Raw genomic sequence first — 18,331 nt, 5'->3', positions numbered from 1 at the left:
GATAACCGTTCCGGTTGCCCCGCTGCGATGGAGTTGCACCTTCTCATGGCTACCACCACCCTCGGCGTAAAAGTGGACGAGTCTCTGCGTGAACGGCTGCGCCTGGCTGCGGCGCGTGTGGGTTGTACCCCGCATTGGCTGCACAAACAAGCCTTGCTTTCCTACATCGAGGCAGTGGAGCGCGGGCAGGTGTTGCCCCAGGCGGGCGTTGGCGATGCCGAGACGGGCGAGCAGGCCGCTGATGTGCCCGGCGCTGATGTTGTGCCACCATTCTATGTGTTTGCACAAGACGTTCAGCCGCAGTCCGTGCTGCGGGCGGCCATCACCGCTGCCTACCGCCGCCCGGAAACTGAATGCGTGCCGGTATTGCTGGAGCAGGCGCGCAGCGCGCGGCCCCAAGAGGTCCAGGCGCTTGCGCGCAAGCTGGTCGATACGCTGCGGAGCCGGCGCAAGAGCGGCATTGTCGAGGGCCTGATCCAGGAGTTTTCGCTCAGTAGCCAGGAGGGGGTGGCACTGATGTGCCTGGCCGAGGCCTTGCTACGCATCCCCGATCGCGCAACACGCGATGCACTGATCCGCGACAAGATTTCGCGCGGCGACTGGCGGGCCCACATGGGCGAATCGTCGTCCCTGTTTGTCAACGCCGCCACGTGGGGCCTGTTGCTCACTGGCAAACTGGTGGCCGTACACAGCGAACAGTCGCTGTCGCGGGCGCTGACGCGCATGATAGGCAAAGGTGGCGAACCGTTGATCCGCAAGGGCGTCAACATCGCCATGCGTATGATGGGCGAGCAGTTCGTGGCCGGGCAGACCATCGCCGCGGCGCTGGCCAACAGCCGCAAGCTGGAAGACAAAGGCTTCCGCTACTCTTATGACATGCTCGGCGAGGCCGCCACCACCGCCGATGACGCGCAGCGCTACCATACTGCCTACGTGCAGGCTATTCATGCCATCGGCAAGGCTGCGCAGGGGCGCGGTATTTACGAAGGGCCGGGTATTTCCATTAAGCTGTCGGCGCTGCACCCGCGTTATTCTCGCGCCCAGCGCGAGCGCGTGATGGCTGAGTTGCTGCCGCGCGTGCTCGATCTCGCACGTTTGGCGCACCAGTACGATATAGGCTTGAATATCGACGCCGAAGAGGCGGATCGTCTGGAGCTGTCGCTTGATCTGCTGGAGGCCATGTGTTTCGACGAGGCGCTGGCCGGCTGGAACGGCATTGGCTTTGTCGTGCAAGCCTACCAGAAGCGCGCACCCTTTGTGATCGACTACCTCATTGATCTGGCTCAGCGCAGCGGCCACCGCCTGATGGTGCGGCTGGTCAAGGGTGCATACTGGGATACCGAGATCAAGCGCGCGCAAGTCGAGGGCCTGGAAGGCTATCCCGTATTCACGCGCAAGATCCACACCGATGTGTCCTACCTGGCTTGCGCTCGCCGTCTGCTGGCTGTGCCGCAAGCGATATTTCCTCAGTTCGCCACCCATAATGCCCAGACGCTGTCAGCGATCTACCATATGGCGGGGCAAAACTATTACCCCGGGCAGTACGAGTTCCAGTGTCTGCATGGCATGGGCGAATCCCTGTACGAGCATGTTGCCGCGCCGGTGTCGCAGGGCGGCTTGAACCGGCCCTGCCGCATTTATGCGCCCGTAGGCACGCACGAAACGCTGCTGGCTTATCTCGTGCGCCGCTTGCTCGAAAACGGCGCCAACACGTCATTCGTGAATCAGATTGGTGACGCGGACATTGCGATCGATGCCTTGATTGCCGATCCAGTGGCTGCCGCCGAAAAAGTGCACCCTGCGGGCGCACCGCATGATCGCATTCCATTGCCGCGCGACCTATACCGCGTTCACGGCGGCCGCGTCAACGCAGCGGGCCTGGATTTGAGCAACGAACAGCGCCTGGGTTCCCTGGCTTCCGCGTTGCTGAGCAGTGCGGGCCACGTTTGGCGTGCCATGCCGATGCTGGCTGATACGCGGCAATGGGACGAGGCGCGCGCGCTGCCGGTTGCCAATCCCGCCGACCACCGCGATATCGTCGGCCATGTCATCGAGGCCAACGACAACGAGCTGGCCTATGCATTGGATTCCGCCGCCCATGCGGCGCCGATCTGGGCCGCCACGCCGGTAGCGGATAGGGCGCAATGCCTGCTTCGTGCTGCACAGTTGTTCGAAGGCGACATGCAGCACCTGTTGGGGCTGATCGTGCGCGAAGCGGGCAAGTCCTTGCCCAATGCCATTGCCGAGGTGCGCGAAGCGGTGGACTTCCTGCGTTACTACGCAGGCCGAATCGAGCGTGATTTTTCCAACGACAGTCATCGTCCGCTGGGCCCGGTGCTATGCATTAGCCCCTGGAATTTCCCCTTGGCGATTTTCATTGGGCAGGTGTCCGCAGCGCTGGCGGCCGGCAATGCGGTGCTGGCCAAACCGGCCGAGCAAACCGCGCTGATCGCGGCGGCGGGTGTGGACATCCTGCGTCGGGCGGGTGTCCCGGCGGGGGCGATACAACTGCTGCCGGGGCGCGGCGAAACCGTAGGGGCGGCCCTGGTGGCGAGCCCAACGGTGCGCGGCGTGCTGTTCACGGGCTCTACCAGCGTCGCTCATCTCATTGCGCGTGAACTGGCAGGGCGGCTGGATGATCATGGGCACCCTATCCCGCTCATTGCGGAAACTGGCGGCCTGAATGCGATGATTGTCGATTCTTCAGCGCTCGCAGAGCAGGTTGTGGCCGATGTGCTGACGTCTGCATTCGACTCGGCCGGCCAGCGCTGCTCGGCGCTGCGCCTGCTGTGCGTGCAGGAAGACTGCGCCCCGCACGTGCTGGGTATGTTACGCGGTGCAGTGCGTGAATTGCGGGTAGGCAACCCAGACCGCTTGAGCACGGACGTGGGGCCGGTGATCGACGCACAGGCCCAGGCTGCAATCCAGGCGCACATACTAGCGATGCGCGAAGCGGGGCACCGCGTCGAGCAGGCCGACATACCTCCCGACTGCCGCCATGGCGTGTTTGTGCCACCCACGCTCATCGAGCTCTCCCAGCCTGATCAGCTGAAACAGGAAGTCTTCGGCCCTGTGCTCCACGTTGTCACCTACCGGCGCGACGAGCTTGATGCCCTGATCGACGGGATCAATGCATCCGGCTACGGCCTGACCTTCGGCGTGCACACCCGCCTGGATGAAACCGTGGCGCATGTGTCGGAACGCATCAAGGCTGGCAATATCTATGTCAACCGGAATATCGTTGGCGCCGTGGTGGGCGTTCAGCCTTTCGGCGGCCAAGGGCTGTCGGGTACAGGGCCCAAGGCCGGTGGGCCGCTGTACCTGCAACGCCTTCTGAGCCGCGAACCGTCCGGCCTGCCCCCAGGGGTGGCGCTGCCGGCTGACGATGCTGCGCCAGTGGCTTTGCCAGGTCCCACAGGCGAAAGCAATCTGTACCGGGTGGCGCCGCGTGGCACGGTCTTGTGTGTGGCGGCAACCGAGCCGGGCGCACGCGCGCAGCGCGAGGCCTGCGTCGCCACAGGCAATCAGGCATTGTTTCTGGATACGGACGCGGCGCGCGCCTGGGCAGGCACTCTGCCGGCGGACCAGCAGAAAAACCTGCAGTTCGCGCCGTCCGATGTGATCGCCGCGGGCGGGTATGATGCCGTGCTGTTCGAAGGCGACGGCGATGCGCTGCGTGAACTCAATCTGGCGGTGGCTGCGCGGCCCGGCCCGATTGTCGGTGTGCAGGGCCTGAGCAGCGACGACATTGCCGCGGGGCGGGCCTACCGCCCCGAACGCTTGTTGCGAGAGATATCGATCAGTATCAACACCACCGCGGCGGGCGGCAACGCCAGTCTGATGATGATCGGCTGACGCGGCGGCCGGTTCGGGTAAGGACGCATTAACGTAAACGTTCATGTCTGGTCTAATCGCCTCCACAAGAGGCGATGAAACCGGGTTTTTCAACAGCTTTACACAGACTCGAAAAGTCAAACTTGAAAAATGGAGCTCATTATGCAATCCACCAAGGGAATCAAACTGCTCGCGGCGGCGGCCGCTGTGGCGGCCAGCCTGGCAGCGGGCGCCGCAGGCGCGCAAACCACCACTGTGCGGCTGGGCTTTGCGGCGCCGCTCACCGGCCCGCAATCGCACTATGGCGAAGACATGAAAAACGGGCTGACGCTCGCGCTCGAAGAGGCCAACAAGCAGAACATTCAACTTGACGGCAAAACCGCGAAGTTTGAACTCGTGACGCGCGATGACCAGGCAGATCCACGCACCGCCGTGCAAGTGGCGCAGCAAATTGTGGACGAAGGCGTCGATGGCGTGCTTGGCCACTTCAATTCAGGCACCACTATCCCCGCATCGCGTATCTACAACGACGCTGGCTTGCCGCAGATTGCGATGGCCACGTCGCCCGAATACACGCAACAGGGCTACGACAACACCTTCCGCATGATGACGAGCGACACTCAGCAGGGCGCGGCGGATGGGGAGTTCATCGTCAAAGACCTGAACGCGAAGAAAGTTGCCCTGATCGATGATCGCACCGCCTACGGGCAGGGGCTGGCAGACCAGGTGGCGGCGGCTGTCAAGGCCAACGGCGGTGAAATCATCGCGCGCGAATACACGACTGACAAATCCACCGACTTCACCGCCATCCTTACCAACATCAAGGATAAACAGCCGGATGCCATTTTCTTTGGCGGGCTGGATGCGCAGTCGGGCCCGATGCGCCGGCAGATGATGACGTTGGGCATCAAAGCGCCGCTAGTTTCGGGCGAAATGACGCGTAGTGACACCTTCCTGAAGCTGGCGGGCGATGCTGCCAACGGCACCTATGCGTCGCTGGCGGGTGTGCCGCTTCAACAGATGGCCGCCGGTGAGAAGTTCAGCGCCGCCTACAAAGCCCGCTTCAATAAAGATCCCGGCGTGTATGCGCCCTATGCGTATGACGGTGCGTGGAACATGATTACCGCCATGAAGGAAGCGGGGTCGGCCAAGCCCTCCAAGTATCTGCCCAAACTCGCTGCGCTCAAACGGTCGGGCGCCACCAGCGACAATATCGCCTATGACAAGAATGGCGACCTGAAGGAAATTTCAGTCACCATTTACGAAGTCAAAGACGGCAAGTGGCAGATGGTCAAGACCATGGTGAGTGCCGCAAAGTAAAATTTCGCGCTGCGCACCGCGCGCGACGGGCCGGCCCCCCAGCCGGCCCCGCGGCGCCCGCGACGTAATCTCGCGAGCTTCGCGCGGCATCCGCAATGTATCCGCGAAGTTTCCACGACGTATCCGGAATAAGTGACCCGGCATGGACATCCTTTTACAACAGCTCATCAACGGCCTTACTGTCGGCAGCGTCTATGCGCTGGTTGCCTTGGGCTATACCATGGTCTACGGCATCATAGGCCTGATCAATTTTGCACACGGTGACGTCGTCATGGTGGGCGCCATGATCGCTACCGCCCTGGTACTCAGCCTGGTGGGCGACGGCGCCATGCCAGTCTGGATGGCCATCGGTGCCGCGCTGCTGGCGGCAATACCCGCCTGCATGGCGCTGGGTTGGGTGGCCGAGCGCTACGCCTATAGGCCTTTGCGGCGCGCACCTCGGCTGGCCGCCTTGATTACCGCGATTGGCGTGTCATTCATTATCCAGAATGCGGCTATGATGATCTGGGGTCGCAACTACCTTAACTTCCCCCATATTATCCAGCCCCAGGTATTCCAGTTGGGCGGCGCGCGGATCAGCCTGCTGCAGATATTCATCATGCTGGCGGCCACCACTATCATGGCGGGCCTGTTGCTGGTCGTGCACCGTACGCGGCTTGGCACCGCCATGCGCGCCACCGCGCAGAACCGCGAGGTAGCAGGCCTGATGGGCGTCAATATCAACACCGTCATCTCCGCCGCCTTCCTGATAGGCTCGGCCTTGGCTGCGGTGGCCGGCATCATGGTCACTACCTACTACGGTGTCGCCCAGTACACCATGGGCTTCATGCTTGGCCTGAAGGCCTTCACTGCCGCCGTGCTGGGAGGTATCGGTAATCTGGGCGGTGCGATGCTGGGCGGCCTGCTGCTGGGTATCATCGAATCGCTGGGCGCTGGCTATATCGGCGACCTCACCAATGGTGTATTCGGCAGCAATTACCAAGACGTTTTCTCCTTCATCGTGCTGATCCTGGTGCTGGTGTTCCGGCCATCAGGGCTGTTGGGTGAACGGGTGGGGGACCGCGCATGAACCGGGATACGATTGCCGGCGTATATACGGCATCTCGCCCGCGTACGCCTGCGCGGGTGTGGTTGGGCATCTTCGCGTTCGGCGTCGTGCTCGCCGTGCTGCCCTTTTTGCTGGGCCTGGTCGGGCAGAGCTGGATACGCACGCTCAATTTCGCCTTGCTGTATGTGATGCTGGCCTTGGGTCTGAATGTGGTGGTTGGCTTTGCCGGCCTACTTGATCTTGGCTACATTGCGTTCTACGCAGTGGGCGCTTATGTGTGGGCCTTGCTGGCCTCGCCGCACTTTGGCCTGCATCTGCCGTTCTGGGTGGTACTGCCGGCCGGTCTGTTGCTGGCGGCCGTGGCCGGCGCGCTGCTTGGGGCGCCAACGCTCAAGCTACGCGGCGACTACCTCGCCATTGTCACGCTGGGGTTCGGCGAAATTGTGCGTATCTTCATGAACAACCTGGATGCGCCCATCAACATTACCAACGGACCGCAGGGCATAAACCGGGTAGATACCTTCAAGATTGGCGAGTTCATGTTCGGCCGCTCGCAGGAGATCTTCGGTTTTCGCATCACAGGGCCTGAAAAATACTACTACCTGTTGCTGTTCTGCGTATTGGCTATCGTGTTCATCTGTGTGCGCCTCCAGAATTCCCGTATCGGGCGCGCCTGGGAGGCAGTGCGCGAAGACGAGATCGCGGCCAAGGCCATGGGCATCAATACGCGCAATATCAAGTTGCTGGCCTTCTCCATGGGCGCCACCTTCGGCGGCGTGGCAGGCGCAATGTTCGCCTCGATGCAGGGCTTTGTCAGCCCCGAAAGCTTCAGCCTCACTGAGTCCATTTCGGTGTTGTGCATGGTGGTGTTGGGCGGCATGGGGCACATCCCGGGGGTCATCCTGGGCGCCTTGCTGCTGTCAGTGTTTCCCGAGGTGCTGCGCGCCGTGGTGGTGCCGCTGCAACAAGCTGTCTTTGGTGATGTTGTGCTCGATCCCGAAGGCATACGCATGCTGATGTTCGGTTTCGCCTTGGTGCTGGTAATGATCTTCCGGCCCGCGGGGCTATGGCCGTCGGCTGTGCGTCGCCGTGAACTGGCGCGTCCAGGCAAGGAGCACGCATGAGTCTGACGACCGCTACCACCAATCCCGACGCGCGCTCCATGCCCGAACTGCTGCTGGTCGCCAATAAGCTCAGCAAGCGTTTCGGCGGCCTGCAGGCGCTGTCCGAGGTCAGCTTTTCCATCTGCAAGGGCGACATCTATGGCTTGATCGGCCCCAACGGCGCGGGTAAAACCACGCTGTTCAATGTGCTCACCAGCCTCTATGTGCCAGAGTCGGGCACGTGTAATTTCCTGGGCCATCAGCTCACACGCCTGAAGCCGCACCAGATCGCCGCGGTCGGCATCGCTCGCACCTTTCAGAACATTCGGCTCTTCGGCAACCTTAGTGCCATCGAAAACGTGATGATTGGCCGCCATGTGCGAACGCGTGCCGGCGTGTTCGGCGCGGTTGCGCGCAACCGCGCCACGCGGCGCGAAGAGGCGGCGATCGAACAGCGCGCTTATGAGTTGCTCGACTACGTGGGCATTGTGCAGCGCGCCAATGATGTTGCCAGCTCGCTGTCATACGGCGATCAGCGTCGGCTGGAGATCGCGCGAGCGCTGGCGACGGATCCCGCGTTATTGGCGCTGGACGAGCCCGCAGCGGGCATGAATGCCTCCGAAACCGTGGTATTGCGGCGCCTGATCGAGAAGATACGCGACGACGGCGTTACGGTGCTGTTGATCGAGCACGACATGAAGCTCGTGATGGGCTTGTGCAATCGCGTACTGGTGCTGGAATACGGCAAGGTACTCGCCGAAGGCAAGCCGGCTGACGTGCAGCGCAACCCGCGCGTCATTGAGGCTTATCTGGGCACGGGGGCGGCCGAGGCGGCCCATGAGGAAACATCATGAATGAACACGATGTGCTGCTCGATATACGGCAGCTGGAAGTCGCCTACGGAGGCATTCGGGCCGTGCGCGGCGTCGATCTTCGGGTGGGCAAGGGTGAACTGGTCTGCCTGATCGGCGCAAACGGCGCTGGCAAAAGCACCACCCTGCGGGCCATTTGCGGCCTGGTGCCGGTCGCGGGCGGCGATATCATTTACGACGGCACATCCATCAAAGGCAAGCCATCTTTCCAACTGGTACGACAGGGCTTGGTCATGGTGCCCGAAGGGCGGGGTATTTTCGGGCAGTTGACGATCGCCGAGAACCTTGCCATGGGCGGGTACAGTCGGCGCGACCAGGCGGCTGTCCGGCGCGATACCGAGCATGTGTTCGAACTGTTCCCGCGCCTGGCGGAGCGGCGCGCCCAGTCGGCCGGCACGCTGTCGGGCGGCGAGCAGCAAATGCTGGCCATGGGCCGTGCCATGATTTCCCGCCCGCGCCTCTTGTTGTTGGACGAACCGTCCATGGGGCTAGCGCCCTTGATGGTGGAAAAAATCTTCGAGGTGGTGCGCGCCATCGCCGCCGAAGGCGTCACCATACTGCTCATCGAGCAGAACGCGCGCCTGGCGCTGGAAGTGAGCCAGCGCGGCTATGTGATGGAATCAGGCAATATTATCCTGCAGGCGCCCTCAGCGAGCTTGCTGCATGATCCCAAGGTGAGGGCGGCTTATCTGGGCGAAGAAGCGCTTGCCTGACCAGCGCCAGTCTCGCGGTGCTTTGCGGGCAGGCCCTATTGTATTGGTAAGCGCCGCCGTTGCGGTGTGTCGCCGGGCGTTCGCCTTTAAGCGCCTGCTTGATGCGCAACCCTCTATCTGGCAATCCGGGGGCACGCGAATGTGATGCCGCCCGATTGGTGCGTCAGTGCTTGCCGGTGCTGCCGAAGCCGCCGGCACCGCGTTCTGTTTCGGTGGAAAACTCCTCCACAAGCTGGAGGCTTACCTGCACGACGGGTTGGAACATCAACTGGGCGATGCGTTCACCCGGCTGCACGACATAGGCTTCCTGGCTGTCGTTGGCCAGGATCACGCCGATTTCGCCGTGATAATCAGCATCGATTACACCAATACCCTGTGCCACCCGCACGCCATGCTTGAGCGACAAGCCCGAGCGCGACGCCACAATGGCCACCAGGGCCGGGTCCATCATATTGATTGCCAGCCCCGTCTTGACCAGTGCGCGGCCGCCGGGCGCCAGCGTGACGGGTGCGTCGATGCATGCCCGCAAATCCATGGCTGCGGAGCCGTCGGTTGCATATTCGGGGGTGGCGATTGTATTGCCAAGTAGCGGATTGACGATACGGGCTTCTATTCTTCGATGCATGGGATAAATCGCAATAGCTGTGTGTGAGAAGGAGGATGTCGCCGGAGAGCGGGTGCGCGCAAGTGTAGGGGGTGGCACGGTGCAATTAGCGCGCAAGTGAGCGACCGACAGGCTGCTCGTACCCCCGTTTGATCAAAGCCCTGGCTTGCCCGGTGTGCGGCGCTTGGTCAGCATGCTCTTGCCGATCCAGACGGCCATGACGATGGAGAGCACACCGGTGAGCAGAATACTAAAGCTCATGTTGCCGCCCATGGCTTGCATGCCACGACCCGTGAGATAGCCGGGCAGCAGCATAATGGGCAGCCAGGCCACCGCGGAGGCGATATTGGCGAGCTGGAAGCGCAAATGGCGCATCTTGAGCATGCCGGCCACTGTGGGCGCGACAGCCCGCAGGGGCCCCATGAAGCGGCCCACGAACACGGCCTTGGCGCCATGCTTCATGAATAACAGGCGCGCACGGGCCACTGCACGGCGCTGGTGCTTCAGCGGCCATTTGTTCAGAAGGGTTGGCCCCAACCAAAGGCCAATAAAATAGGAGATAGCGTCGCCCACTATGGCGCCAGCCATACCCCACAGCAGTACCGGCACGGGTTCTACCATGCCGCCTCCGACGAGCCCGCCCATGACGAGCATGACTACCGAGGCGGGGATGAGCAGGCCGATAATGAGCAGGGATTCACCCAGGCAAAGCAGCGCCAGAATGGGGCCGGCATATGCGTGATTGTCCTGGATGAAGGTAAGTAGCGGGGGCAGGTATTGGTCCATTGGGCTCCGTATCGGGGCGAGAAGCGCTGCGATGGCCGCACCTCAGGGCCTGGGGCTGCGGGGCAGGCGTTCGGCGATGGCGCGCACCAGCGCGCGTGCGGCATCGAGCTTGGGGAGAGACGGCAGCGCGTGCTCGCCAGCGTTGTCGAACAGTACGAGCTCGGTGTGGTCGGCATCCATGGCGTGCTGGGCCAGGTTGCCCACCAGCAACGGAACCCCCTTGCGCGCGCGCTTAGCCTGCGCGTGTGCGCTGAGGTTTTCGGTTTCGGCGGCAAAGCCCACGCACCAGGGGCCGGATTGCATGCCAGCCACTTCCGCCAGTATATCCGGGTTGGCGGAAAATTCGATGACGGGAGGTTTCGCGTCATCCTGCTTCTTGAGCTTATGGGCGCTGGGGTTGGCGACGCCCCAATCAGCAACGGCTGCGACAGAAATGAAAATGTCTGCCATCCCTGCCTCGTTCATGACGGCGGCATGCATCTGGCGTGCACTGCGAACGCTGATGCGTGGCACACCATAGGGGGCGTCAAGCGCAGTGGGGCCCGACACCAGTACCACATCGGCGCCGGCTTCGCGCGCCGCGCGGGCGATCGCATAGCCCATTTTTCCCGATGAGCGGTTGGTGATGACGCGCACGGGGTCGATGTCTTCGGAAGTAGGCCCAGCGGTGATGAGCACCCGTCGGCCGTGCAGCACCTTGGGCTGGAAGAAGGCGATCAACTCATGCAGTAGTTCCGCCGGTTCCAGCATGCGCCCGCTGCCGGTTTCGCCGCAGGCCTGGCTTCCTTCGGCCGGGCCCAGTATGGTGGCGCCGTCGCCGCGCAGGGTGGCGGCATTTCGCTGGGTTGCTGGGTGCAGCCACATTTCGCGGTTCATGGCTGGGGCCACAAGCAGAGGGCAGGCGCCTTTGGCTACGCACAGCGTCGAGAGCAGGTCGTCGGCCAGGCCGTTGGCCAGGCGGGCAATGAAATCTGTGCTGGCGGGCGCGATCAATATGGCGTCGGCGCCGCGGGTTAGATTGATGTGCGCCATGTTGTTCGGCACGCGATTGTCCCAGGCATCCAGGTAAACCGGGCTCCCTGACAGGGCCTGCATGGTGATCGGTGTAATGAACTTTGTAGCGGCATCCGTCATGACGACGTCGAAGGTTGCACCTTCGTCCTGCGCCCGACGCAGCAGCTCGGCAACCTTGTAGCAGGCAATGCCGCCCGTCAACCCCAACACGATACGTTTGTTTGCAAGTTCAGCCATGAAGACGGTGGCACGTAGGCCGATAGGTTCAGGAGCGGGAGGCTGCGCCGCGCCGCTCGCGCCGCATGCGCAGCAGTTCGTCGAGTATCAGCAGGATGGCACCGCACGTGATGGCGATGTCGGCCACGTTGAAAGCCGGAAAATACCAGTTGCGCCAATAAAATAGCAGAAAATCAATTACATGGCCGTGCTGGATGCGGTCAATCACATTGCCGACAGCCCCGCCCAGTATGAGGGCCAGCGCCGCGCAGAAGAGTGGTTGATGCGGATTGCGGCGCAGCAGATACAGGATCAGCACCGTCGCACCGAGGGCGACGGCGGTGAAGAACCAACGCTGCCAGCCTTCGCCGCTGGCCAGGAAGCTGAAAGCGGCACCAGGGTTGTACAGCAAGGTGAAGTCGAAAAACGGCAGCAAGGGCCAGCGTTCGCCATAGGCCAGACGTGTATCGAAATACACCTTGGTGAGTTGGTCGGCCACGATGATAAGCGCCGCGGTGAGCAACCAAGCCCAGAAGCGGCCCCGCGCGGGCTTTGCGGGGGCCGCGCCTTGTGCCGCACCGACAGCGGGCGGCGAGGAGGACGGATGGCCGTGATCAGGCATGTTCGCGGTGCTCGCCCTGGCCGAAAAGGTTGCTGACACAACGCCCGCACAGCGTTGGATGCGCGGGATCGCTGCCGACGTCGTCGCGGTGGTGCCAGCAGCGCTCGCACTTGGTGGCCTTGGTGGCCTGCACCTCGATGCGCAACTCTCCCGGTGCCTTGTGGACTGTCGCACGCGAAACAATCAGCACAAAACGCAAGTCGTCATTCAGGCTTGCCAGCAGTGCGTGATCATCGCCGTCGGCATAGATGTCGAGTTCGGCTGCCAGGGATGAGCCGATTTCGCCGCGGGTGCGCACTTCTTCGATGCGGCGCATTGCTTCGGCGCGGATTTCGCGCAGGCGCTTCCACTTGCCCAGCAGCGCATCCGTGCCGACCGTCTCGGGCAGGGTGTGGTACAGCTCTGTGAAGATGGTTTGCACCGAGGCGCCCTGGTTCAGGTTGCGCCACGCTTCTTCTGCCGTGAACGACAGGATGGGCGCCATCAGGCGCAGCAGGCTGTGCGTGATGTGGTACAGGGCTGTTTGGGCCGAGCGGCGCGCCAAGCTGTTCTGCCCGGTTGTGTAGAGCCGGTCTTTAAGGATGTCCAGATAGAAGGCGCCGAGGTCTTCGGAGCAAAATATCTGCAGGCGCGCCACTGCGGGATGGAACTCGTAGCGTTGATAGCAATCGAGCACCTCGGCCTGCATTTGCGCCGTCATGGCCAGTGCATAGCGGTCGATCTCGAACATCTGCTGTGGGTCGACGGTGTCGGAGGATGCGTCAAAGCCGTGCAGATTGCCCAGCAGGAACTTGAGCGTGTTGCGGATGCGGCGATAGCTTTCGACCACGCGTTTGAGGATTTCGTCGGAGATGGACAGCTCGCCGGAATAATCGGTAGCGGCCGTCCACAAGCGCAGGATCTCGGCACCCAGCGTGTCGGACACCTTTTGCGGCGCGACCACATTGCCCACCGACTTGCTCATCTTGCGGCCCTGGCCATCGACCACGAAGCCATGTGTGAGCAGCGCCTTGTAGGGCGGGCGGCCGTACAGCATGCAACTGGTCAGCAGCGATGAGTGGAACCATCCGCGGTGCTGGTCGGAGCCTTCCAGGTAAAGGTCGGCCGGCCACTGCAGCAGATCGGCGTGCGAGCCTTTCATGTTGTGGCCCTTGCCGCCCAATACCGTGGCATGGGTGCTGCCGGAGTCGAACCATACGTCGAGTGTGTCGCGGTTTTTCTCGTACTGGCTGGCTTCGTCGCCCAACAATTCGGCCGGATCGAGCGATTGCCAGGCCTCGATGCCGTGCTGTTCGACGCGCTGTGCGACTTCTTCGAGGAGCTCTACTGTGCGAGGATGCAGCGCGCCGGTTTCTTTGTGCACGAAGAAGGCCATCGGCACACCCCATTGGCGTTGGCGCGAGAGCGTCCAGTCGGGCCGGTTGGCGATCATGGCGTGCAGGCGCGCGCGGCCCCAGGCTGGGTAGAACTCGGTGTTGTCCACGCCCTCGAGCGCTGCCTCGCGCAGCGTACGGCCTTCTGTGGGCTGGCGGTCCATACCGGCGAACCATTGACTGGTGGCGCGGTAAATCACGGGCGTCTTGTGGCGCCAGCAATGCATGTAGCTGTGAGACACCATTTCGGTATGAAGCAGCGCGCCTGCATCGTTGAGTGCCTCGATGATGACAGGATTGGCTTTCCAGATCGACATGCCGCCGAACAGCGGCAGGCTTTCGGCATAGTGGCCGTCGCCCATCACTGGGTTGAGGATGTCTGCGTCGTCCAGGCCGTGCGCCTTGCACGAGATGAAGTCTTCCACGCCGTAGGCGGGCGCAGAGTGCACCACGCCGGTACCCGAGTCGAGCGTGACATAGTCGCCTGCGTAGATAGGCGACAGCCGCCGGTAGCCTTCGTGCGCGTTGTACAGCGGATGGCGGAAGGCAAGGTTGGCCAGCGCTTCACCCTTTACTGTGGCGACCACCTTGCCGCTCAGCTTCCATTCTTCAAGACAGTCTTTGACGCGCTCGGTGGCCAGCAGCAGCATGGAGCCGGTGGCGCGCGGCTTGTCGAGCCTCACCAGCGAGTAGTCGTGTTCGGGGTGTACGTTGAGCGCTTGGTTCGCCGGGATCGTCCAGGGCGTGGTGGTCCAGATCACGATGGCGCCGTCGCTGACTTCGGGCAGGCCGAACACCTGAGCCAGCTTGGCCTTGTCGTCGAAGGCGAAAGCGGTATGGATGGACGGATCTTTGCGGTCAGCGTACTCGACTTCGGCTTCGGCCAGCGCCGAGCCGCAATCAAAACACCAGTTCACCGGCTTGAGGCCGCGGAACACAAAGCCCTTCTTGAGGATGCGTGCCAGCACGCGAAGCTCGTCGGCCTCGTTGCTGTAGCTCATGGTGAGGTAGGGCTTTTCCCAGTCGGCCAGTACGCCCAGGCGCTTGAAATCCTTGCGCTGGCGATCGATCTGCTCGAGCGCGTAAGCCCGCGCCTTGGCCTGTACCTCGGCCACCGGCAGGTGCTTGCCGTACTTTTTTTCGATCTGGATTTCGATGGGCATGCCGTGGCAATCCCAGCCGGGCACATACACGGCGTCAAAGCCCGCCATATTGCGGCTCTTGACGATGATGTCCTTCAGGATTTTGTTGACGGCGTGGCCGATGTGGATGTCGCCGTTGGCATACGGCGGGCCATCATGCAGCACAAACTTTGGGCGCCCCTTGCTTGCCTCCCGGATGGCCGCGTAAATCTTGTTTTCTTCCCAATCGGCGATCCAGCCGGGTTCGCGCTTGGCGAGGTCTCCCCGCATGGGGAAGGGTGAATCAGGCAGGTTAAGGGTGTTTCGATAGTCCATGGAAGGCGAAATAGTCTCGAGCGCCCTGCGCATCGTTGTCGATGGCGGCGATCATTGTGGGAAGATCCGGAAATTTTTCTTCTTCGCGCAAATAGGCGAGAAATTCAATGCTTATGAGTTTACCGTAAGCATCGATGCGGCAGTCGAAGAGGTGGGTTTCGAGCAGCAGGCGCCCGGCCTCAGTGACGGTAGGCCGCACGCCCAGGCTGGCTACGCCATTGAGCGGCGTAGGCCCCAGGCCGTGTGCGCGCACCGCGTACACGCCCGACCGCAGAGCGCAGCGCGCGGGCGGCACAATATTGAGCGTTGGGTAGCCGATACTGCGGCCGAGTTTCTGGCCGTGTATGACGTGGCCTGAAATGCGGTAGGTATGCCCCAGAAGGTGCTCGGCGTGTTGCAGTTGCCCAACGGCCAGAGCAGTGCGCAGTTCGGAACTGGAGATGCGGTGTCCGTGCTGGTCTTCGACATCGGCCACGGTTTCCACGTCGAAGCCCAGCGTGCGCCCGGCCTTGCGCAGCAGGTCGATATCGCCGCTGCGCTTGTGGCCGAAGCGGAAGTCTTCGCCCACAAGCAGCCAGCGGGCTGCAAGGCCGCGCACCAGCAATTGCTCGATGAAGTCTTCAGCGGACATGTCCGCCAGTGCCTGATTGAAGCGCTTGAGTACGATTTGACAGGCACCGTGAGCCGCAAGATCGCACAGCTTGTCGCGCAGGCTGCTGATCTGGGTGGGGATGAGTTCCGGACGCTGGCCGCGCTCGGCAAAAAAGGCGCGTGGATGCGGATGGAACGTCATTACGGTGGGAGCGAGCCCACGTTGCGCAGCCTGCTCGCGCATGCGCCGCAAGATAGCCTGGTGCCCGCGGTGCACGCCATCAAAATTGCCGATAGTGACCGCGCTGGCGCAGTGTGTATCGTGGCGGGGCAGGGTGCGATAGAGGGTCAGAGTGTTTTTCACAGCCGAGAGTTTACAATTTTGTATTGATCTACTCAGGAATTTTCGTCTTGGACGCACATCTCAGCGCCCCCCGCCGCTTTGTCATTCTGATTTCGGGCCGGGGATCCAACATGCAATCGATCGTCGACGCCGTGGAGCGGGCACAGCTTGACGGGGTGGGCGCGCAGGTCTGCGCGGTCATTGCCAACAAGCCGGAGGCGGCGGGCCTGGCCTGGGCCGCCCAACAAGGCCTGCCAACCGTCGTCGTGCCGCATCGCCAGTACCCGTCGCGTGAGGCCTTCGACAGCGCCCTGGCCGATGCCATCGACGCCTGGCAGCCTGATTATGTGCTGCTCGCGGGTTTCATGCGAGTGCTTACCCCCGGTTTTGTCGAGCGCTTCAATGGCCGGCTCATCAACATCCATCCGTCCCTGCTGCCCGCGTTTCCGGGCCTGCACACCCACCAGCAGGCGCTGGCCCAAGGGGTGCAGTGGCATGGCTGCACGGTGCATTTCGTTACGCCTGTTCTGGATCACGGCCCGGTGCTTGCGCAGGGTATCGTGCCTGTGCTGGCAGAAGACACGCCAGACGATCTTGCCGCAAGGCTGTTGCGTGTGGAACACAGTGTCTACGCCAACGTGGTACGCTGGCTGGCCGAGGGCCGCGTGTCGCTCGATGCCCTGCAGCGCGTCCACGTCAGTGGCGTGGCCAGCCGGTCTTTTGTCCTGACGCCTGCCGGCGTCCTTTCCTCGGAACAACTCGCATGAGCGCCAGTCAACCCGCCCGCAAGGGCTCCCGGCCCGGCAAACCGGGCGCAGCCCGTTCCTCCGCTCCAGGCTCACGCGACCGCCGCGATGCCCGCGACAGCCGCGCGTCTCGTGAAGCGCCGCGACGCTCCACGGGTGAGGGCGAACGCTCGTATCCGGCTTCCGGGGCGTCGCAGCCGCGTTCCCGACGCGATACCGAGTTCGCCGGGCGTGGCTCCTCCAGCGCCCCAGCACACGCGCGCAGCGAGGGAAACGCCCCGCGAGGGTCTAGCTCACGAGGCACCGCCCCGGCGCGCGCTCGAAGCGAGACTGGCCGCGCCAGCAATGCGGCTGGTGCGAATCCAGCCCGCCCCTACGCACCTGGCGCTGCACGCATCGAACAAGTGCGTAGCGTGCTGGGGGAGGTCCTGCAGTGGGAATACCCGGCCGACGCAGTGCTTTCGCATTGGTTCCGAGCCCATCCCAGGCTGGGCATGCGTGATCGCGGCGAAGTGGCCGAAGCCGTGTTCGACGTCTTGCGCCACCTTCGCCGCTACCGGCAGTACGCCGAAAGCGGCGAGGGGGCTGCGGGCCGCCGTCTCGCCATTCTCGGGTTGGCAAGCGTGCTGACACCTACCATCCTGGACACCGGCCTGGAACCCGGCGAGCGAGCCTGGCTCGACCATGTCGGCGCCATCGATCCATTCTCGCTGCCGCCCGCCGTGCGCCACAGCGTGCCAGACTGGCTCGAAGAACGCCTGGCCAGCCTCGAAGACAGTGAGCAACTGATCCAGGCCCTGAATCAGCCCGCTCCCCTCGATTTACGCGTCAACCCCCTGAAAGCCGACCGAGACGAAATGCTGGCCGTGCTTAAACAAGGGCCGGCCGGTGCCTGGGATCCGCAGCCCACGCCCTATTCGCCCTGGGGCATACGCATGCGCGGCAAGCCAGCGATCAACCGCTGGCCCATGTTCGAACAAGGGCTGATCGAGGTACAGGACGAAGGCAGCCAGATCCTGGCGTTGCTGGTTGCGCCGCGCCGGGGCGAAATGATCATTGATTATTGTGCGGGTGCGGGTGGCAAGACCATGTTGTTGGGCGCGCTCATGCGCTCCACCGGCCGCCTATACGCCTTCGATGTGTCCGCCGCCCGGCTGGCGCGCGCCAAGCCCCGCTTCGCACGCAGCGGTCTGTCCAACATTGTGCCAGTGGTAATCAGCGCTACAGGCGACCAGCGGGTTAAGCGTTTGCGCGGGAAAGCCCATCGGGTGCTGGTTGACGCACCTTGCAGCGGCCTGGGCACGTTGCGCCGCAACCCCGACCTGAAATGGCGCCAGCACCCGGGTTCGCTCGACGATCTTCGGCGAACCCAGGCGGACATCTTGCGTCAGGCCGCCAGTTGCGTGGCACCGGGCGGGCGCCTGGTCTATGCTACGTGCAGTGTCCTGCCCGAGGAGAACGAGGCGCAGGTTGAGGCATTTTTGAACGAAAATCCGGGGTTTAAACTGCTGGATGCGAGCGAAATCGTCAACGATCGTTGTAAAAATCTGACGCTTGAGGGGCCTTGGCTGAAGATGCGGCCCGACCGCCATGGCACTGATGGCTTTTTCGCTGCGGTTATGGTGCGCGAAACTTGATTTATCTTAAGTATGACGGAAACTAATTTGCAACTTCCCTGTCCTTAGACAG

At 62.8% G+C, this 18,331-nt stretch carries 14 protein-coding genes; 8 read left to right on the top strand and 6 right to left on the bottom strand.

Features of this window, described 5'->3' with window-relative positions; all coding sequences use genetic code 11:
* Window positions 1-45 precede the first annotated feature (45 nt).
* From putA to LOL23_RS03445, 6 genes are all read left to right on the top strand, one after another.
* Window positions 46-3,855 carry a trifunctional transcriptional regulator/proline dehydrogenase/L-glutamate gamma-semialdehyde dehydrogenase gene (putA, locus tag LOL23_RS03470; RefSeq protein ID WP_160981743.1) on the top strand — a complete coding sequence of 1,270 codons (3,810 nt, stop codon included), beginning with the start codon at window positions 46-48 and terminating at the stop codon, window positions 3,853-3,855.
* Between the two features lie 141 nt (window positions 3,856-3,996).
* Window positions 3,997-5,154: a branched-chain amino acid ABC transporter substrate-binding protein gene (locus LOL23_RS03465; protein WP_160981741.1), complete on the top strand. Its 1,158-nt coding sequence runs from the start codon at window positions 3,997-3,999 to the stop codon at window positions 5,152-5,154.
* A gap of 142 nt (window positions 5,155-5,296) precedes the next feature.
* Window positions 5,297-6,223, top strand: coding sequence for a branched-chain amino acid ABC transporter permease (locus LOL23_RS03460; RefSeq protein WP_160981739.1), 927 nt, complete (start codon window positions 5,297-5,299; stop codon window positions 6,221-6,223).
* Entirely contained in the window at window positions 6,220-7,326 is a 1,107-nt protein-coding gene (locus LOL23_RS03455; RefSeq protein ID WP_160981738.1) for an ABC transporter permease subunit, read from the top strand. Before LOL23_RS03460 ends, LOL23_RS03455 begins: the two co-directional genes overlap by 4 nt.
* Window positions 7,323-8,159 (top strand): ABC transporter ATP-binding protein, encoded by an 837-nt coding sequence (locus LOL23_RS03450; protein WP_439652064.1) that lies wholly within the window; start codon window positions 7,323-7,325, stop codon window positions 8,157-8,159. The genes LOL23_RS03455 and LOL23_RS03450 overlap by 4 nt, the downstream gene beginning before the upstream one ends.
* Entirely contained in the window at window positions 8,156-8,890 is a 735-nt protein-coding gene (locus LOL23_RS03445; protein ID WP_160981736.1) for an ABC transporter ATP-binding protein, read from the top strand. The genes LOL23_RS03450 and LOL23_RS03445 overlap by 4 nt, the downstream gene beginning before the upstream one ends.
* Window positions 8,891-9,053: 163 nt before the next feature.
* On the opposite strand, the gene dut is transcribed toward LOL23_RS03445, so the two are convergent.
* The 6 genes from dut to LOL23_RS03415 form a co-directional block, all read right to left on the bottom strand.
* Window positions 9,054-9,515 (bottom strand): dUTP diphosphatase, encoded by a 462-nt coding sequence (gene dut / locus LOL23_RS03440; RefSeq protein ID WP_160981734.1) that lies wholly within the window; start codon window positions 9,513-9,515, stop codon window positions 9,054-9,056.
* Between the two features lie 132 nt (window positions 9,516-9,647).
* Complete coding sequence (locus LOL23_RS03435; RefSeq protein WP_160981732.1) at window positions 9,648-10,280, bottom strand: DedA family protein; 633 nt, start codon at window positions 10,278-10,280, stop codon at window positions 9,648-9,650.
* Window positions 10,281-10,322: 42 nt separating this feature from the next.
* Window positions 10,323-11,531: a bifunctional phosphopantothenoylcysteine decarboxylase/phosphopantothenate--cysteine ligase CoaBC gene (coaBC, locus tag LOL23_RS03430; protein WP_237173152.1), complete on the bottom strand. Its 1,209-nt coding sequence runs from the start codon at window positions 11,529-11,531 to the stop codon at window positions 10,323-10,325.
* Window positions 11,532-11,559: 28 nt separating this feature from the next.
* Window positions 11,560-12,132, bottom strand: a complete 573-nt coding sequence (gene lspA, locus LOL23_RS03425; RefSeq protein WP_160981728.1) for a signal peptidase II — start codon at window positions 12,130-12,132, stop codon at window positions 11,560-11,562.
* Entirely contained in the window at window positions 12,125-14,962 is a 2,838-nt protein-coding gene (ileS, locus tag LOL23_RS03420) for an isoleucine--tRNA ligase (RefSeq protein WP_160981726.1), read from the bottom strand. Before ileS ends, lspA begins: the two co-directional genes overlap by 8 nt.
* Window positions 14,940-15,917 carry a bifunctional riboflavin kinase/FAD synthetase gene (locus tag LOL23_RS03415; RefSeq protein WP_160981724.1) on the bottom strand — a complete coding sequence of 326 codons (978 nt, stop codon included), beginning with the start codon at window positions 15,915-15,917 and terminating at the stop codon, window positions 14,940-14,942. The genes ileS and LOL23_RS03415 overlap by 23 nt, the downstream gene beginning before the upstream one ends.
* Before the next feature lie 47 nt (window positions 15,918-15,964).
* On the opposite strand from LOL23_RS03415, the gene purN reads away from it, so the two are divergent.
* Window positions 15,965-16,663 carry a phosphoribosylglycinamide formyltransferase gene (gene purN, locus LOL23_RS03410; protein WP_255457230.1) on the top strand — a complete coding sequence of 233 codons (699 nt, stop codon included), beginning with the start codon at window positions 15,965-15,967 and terminating at the stop codon, window positions 16,661-16,663.
* A 392-nt stretch (window positions 16,664-17,055) separates the two neighbouring features.
* Entirely contained in the window at window positions 17,056-18,279 is a 1,224-nt protein-coding gene (locus tag LOL23_RS03405) for an RsmB/NOP family class I SAM-dependent RNA methyltransferase (RefSeq protein ID WP_439652068.1), read from the top strand.
* Window positions 18,280-18,331: the final 52 nt, after the last annotated feature.

Origin of the sequence: Paracandidimonas lactea (assembly GCF_021653995.1) — a bacterium.
Taxonomy (GTDB): domain Bacteria; phylum Pseudomonadota; class Gammaproteobacteria; order Burkholderiales; family Burkholderiaceae_B; genus Allopusillimonas; species Allopusillimonas lactea.
Note: the sequence above shows the minus strand (reverse complement) of the source record. Positions and strands in the feature narration are given on the sequence as shown.

What these genes read in the sequence shown, in the direction of transcription:
- LOL23_RS03450 (WP_439652064.1), top strand. Translation starts at nt 7,323, where the DNA reads ATGAGTCTGACGACCGCTACCACCAATCCCGACGCGCGCTCCATGCCC.
- dut (WP_160981734.1), bottom strand. Translation starts at nt 9,515, where the DNA reads ATGCATCGAAGAATAGAAGCCCGTATCGTCAATCCGCTACTTGGCAAT.
- ileS (WP_160981726.1), bottom strand. Translation starts at nt 14,962, where the DNA reads ATGGACTATCGAAACACCCTTAACCTGCCTGATTCACCCTTCCCCATG.
- LOL23_RS03465 (WP_160981741.1), top strand. Translation starts at nt 3,997, where the DNA reads ATGCAATCCACCAAGGGAATCAAACTGCTCGCGGCGGCGGCCGCTGTG.
- LOL23_RS03460 (WP_160981739.1), top strand. Translation starts at nt 5,297, where the DNA reads ATGGACATCCTTTTACAACAGCTCATCAACGGCCTTACTGTCGGCAGC.
- putA (WP_160981743.1), top strand. Translation starts at nt 46, where the DNA reads ATGGCTACCACCACCCTCGGCGTAAAAGTGGACGAGTCTCTGCGTGAA.
- LOL23_RS03455 (WP_160981738.1), top strand. Translation starts at nt 6,220, where the DNA reads ATGAACCGGGATACGATTGCCGGCGTATATACGGCATCTCGCCCGCGT.
- coaBC (WP_237173152.1), bottom strand. Translation starts at nt 11,531, where the DNA reads ATGGCTGAACTTGCAAACAAACGTATCGTGTTGGGGTTGACGGGCGGC.
- LOL23_RS03435 (WP_160981732.1), bottom strand. Translation starts at nt 10,280, where the DNA reads ATGGACCAATACCTGCCCCCGCTACTTACCTTCATCCAGGACAATCAC.
- LOL23_RS03445 (WP_160981736.1), top strand. Translation starts at nt 8,156, where the DNA reads ATGAATGAACACGATGTGCTGCTCGATATACGGCAGCTGGAAGTCGCC.
- lspA (WP_160981728.1), bottom strand. Translation starts at nt 12,132, where the DNA reads ATGCCTGATCACGGCCATCCGTCCTCCTCGCCGCCCGCTGTCGGTGCG.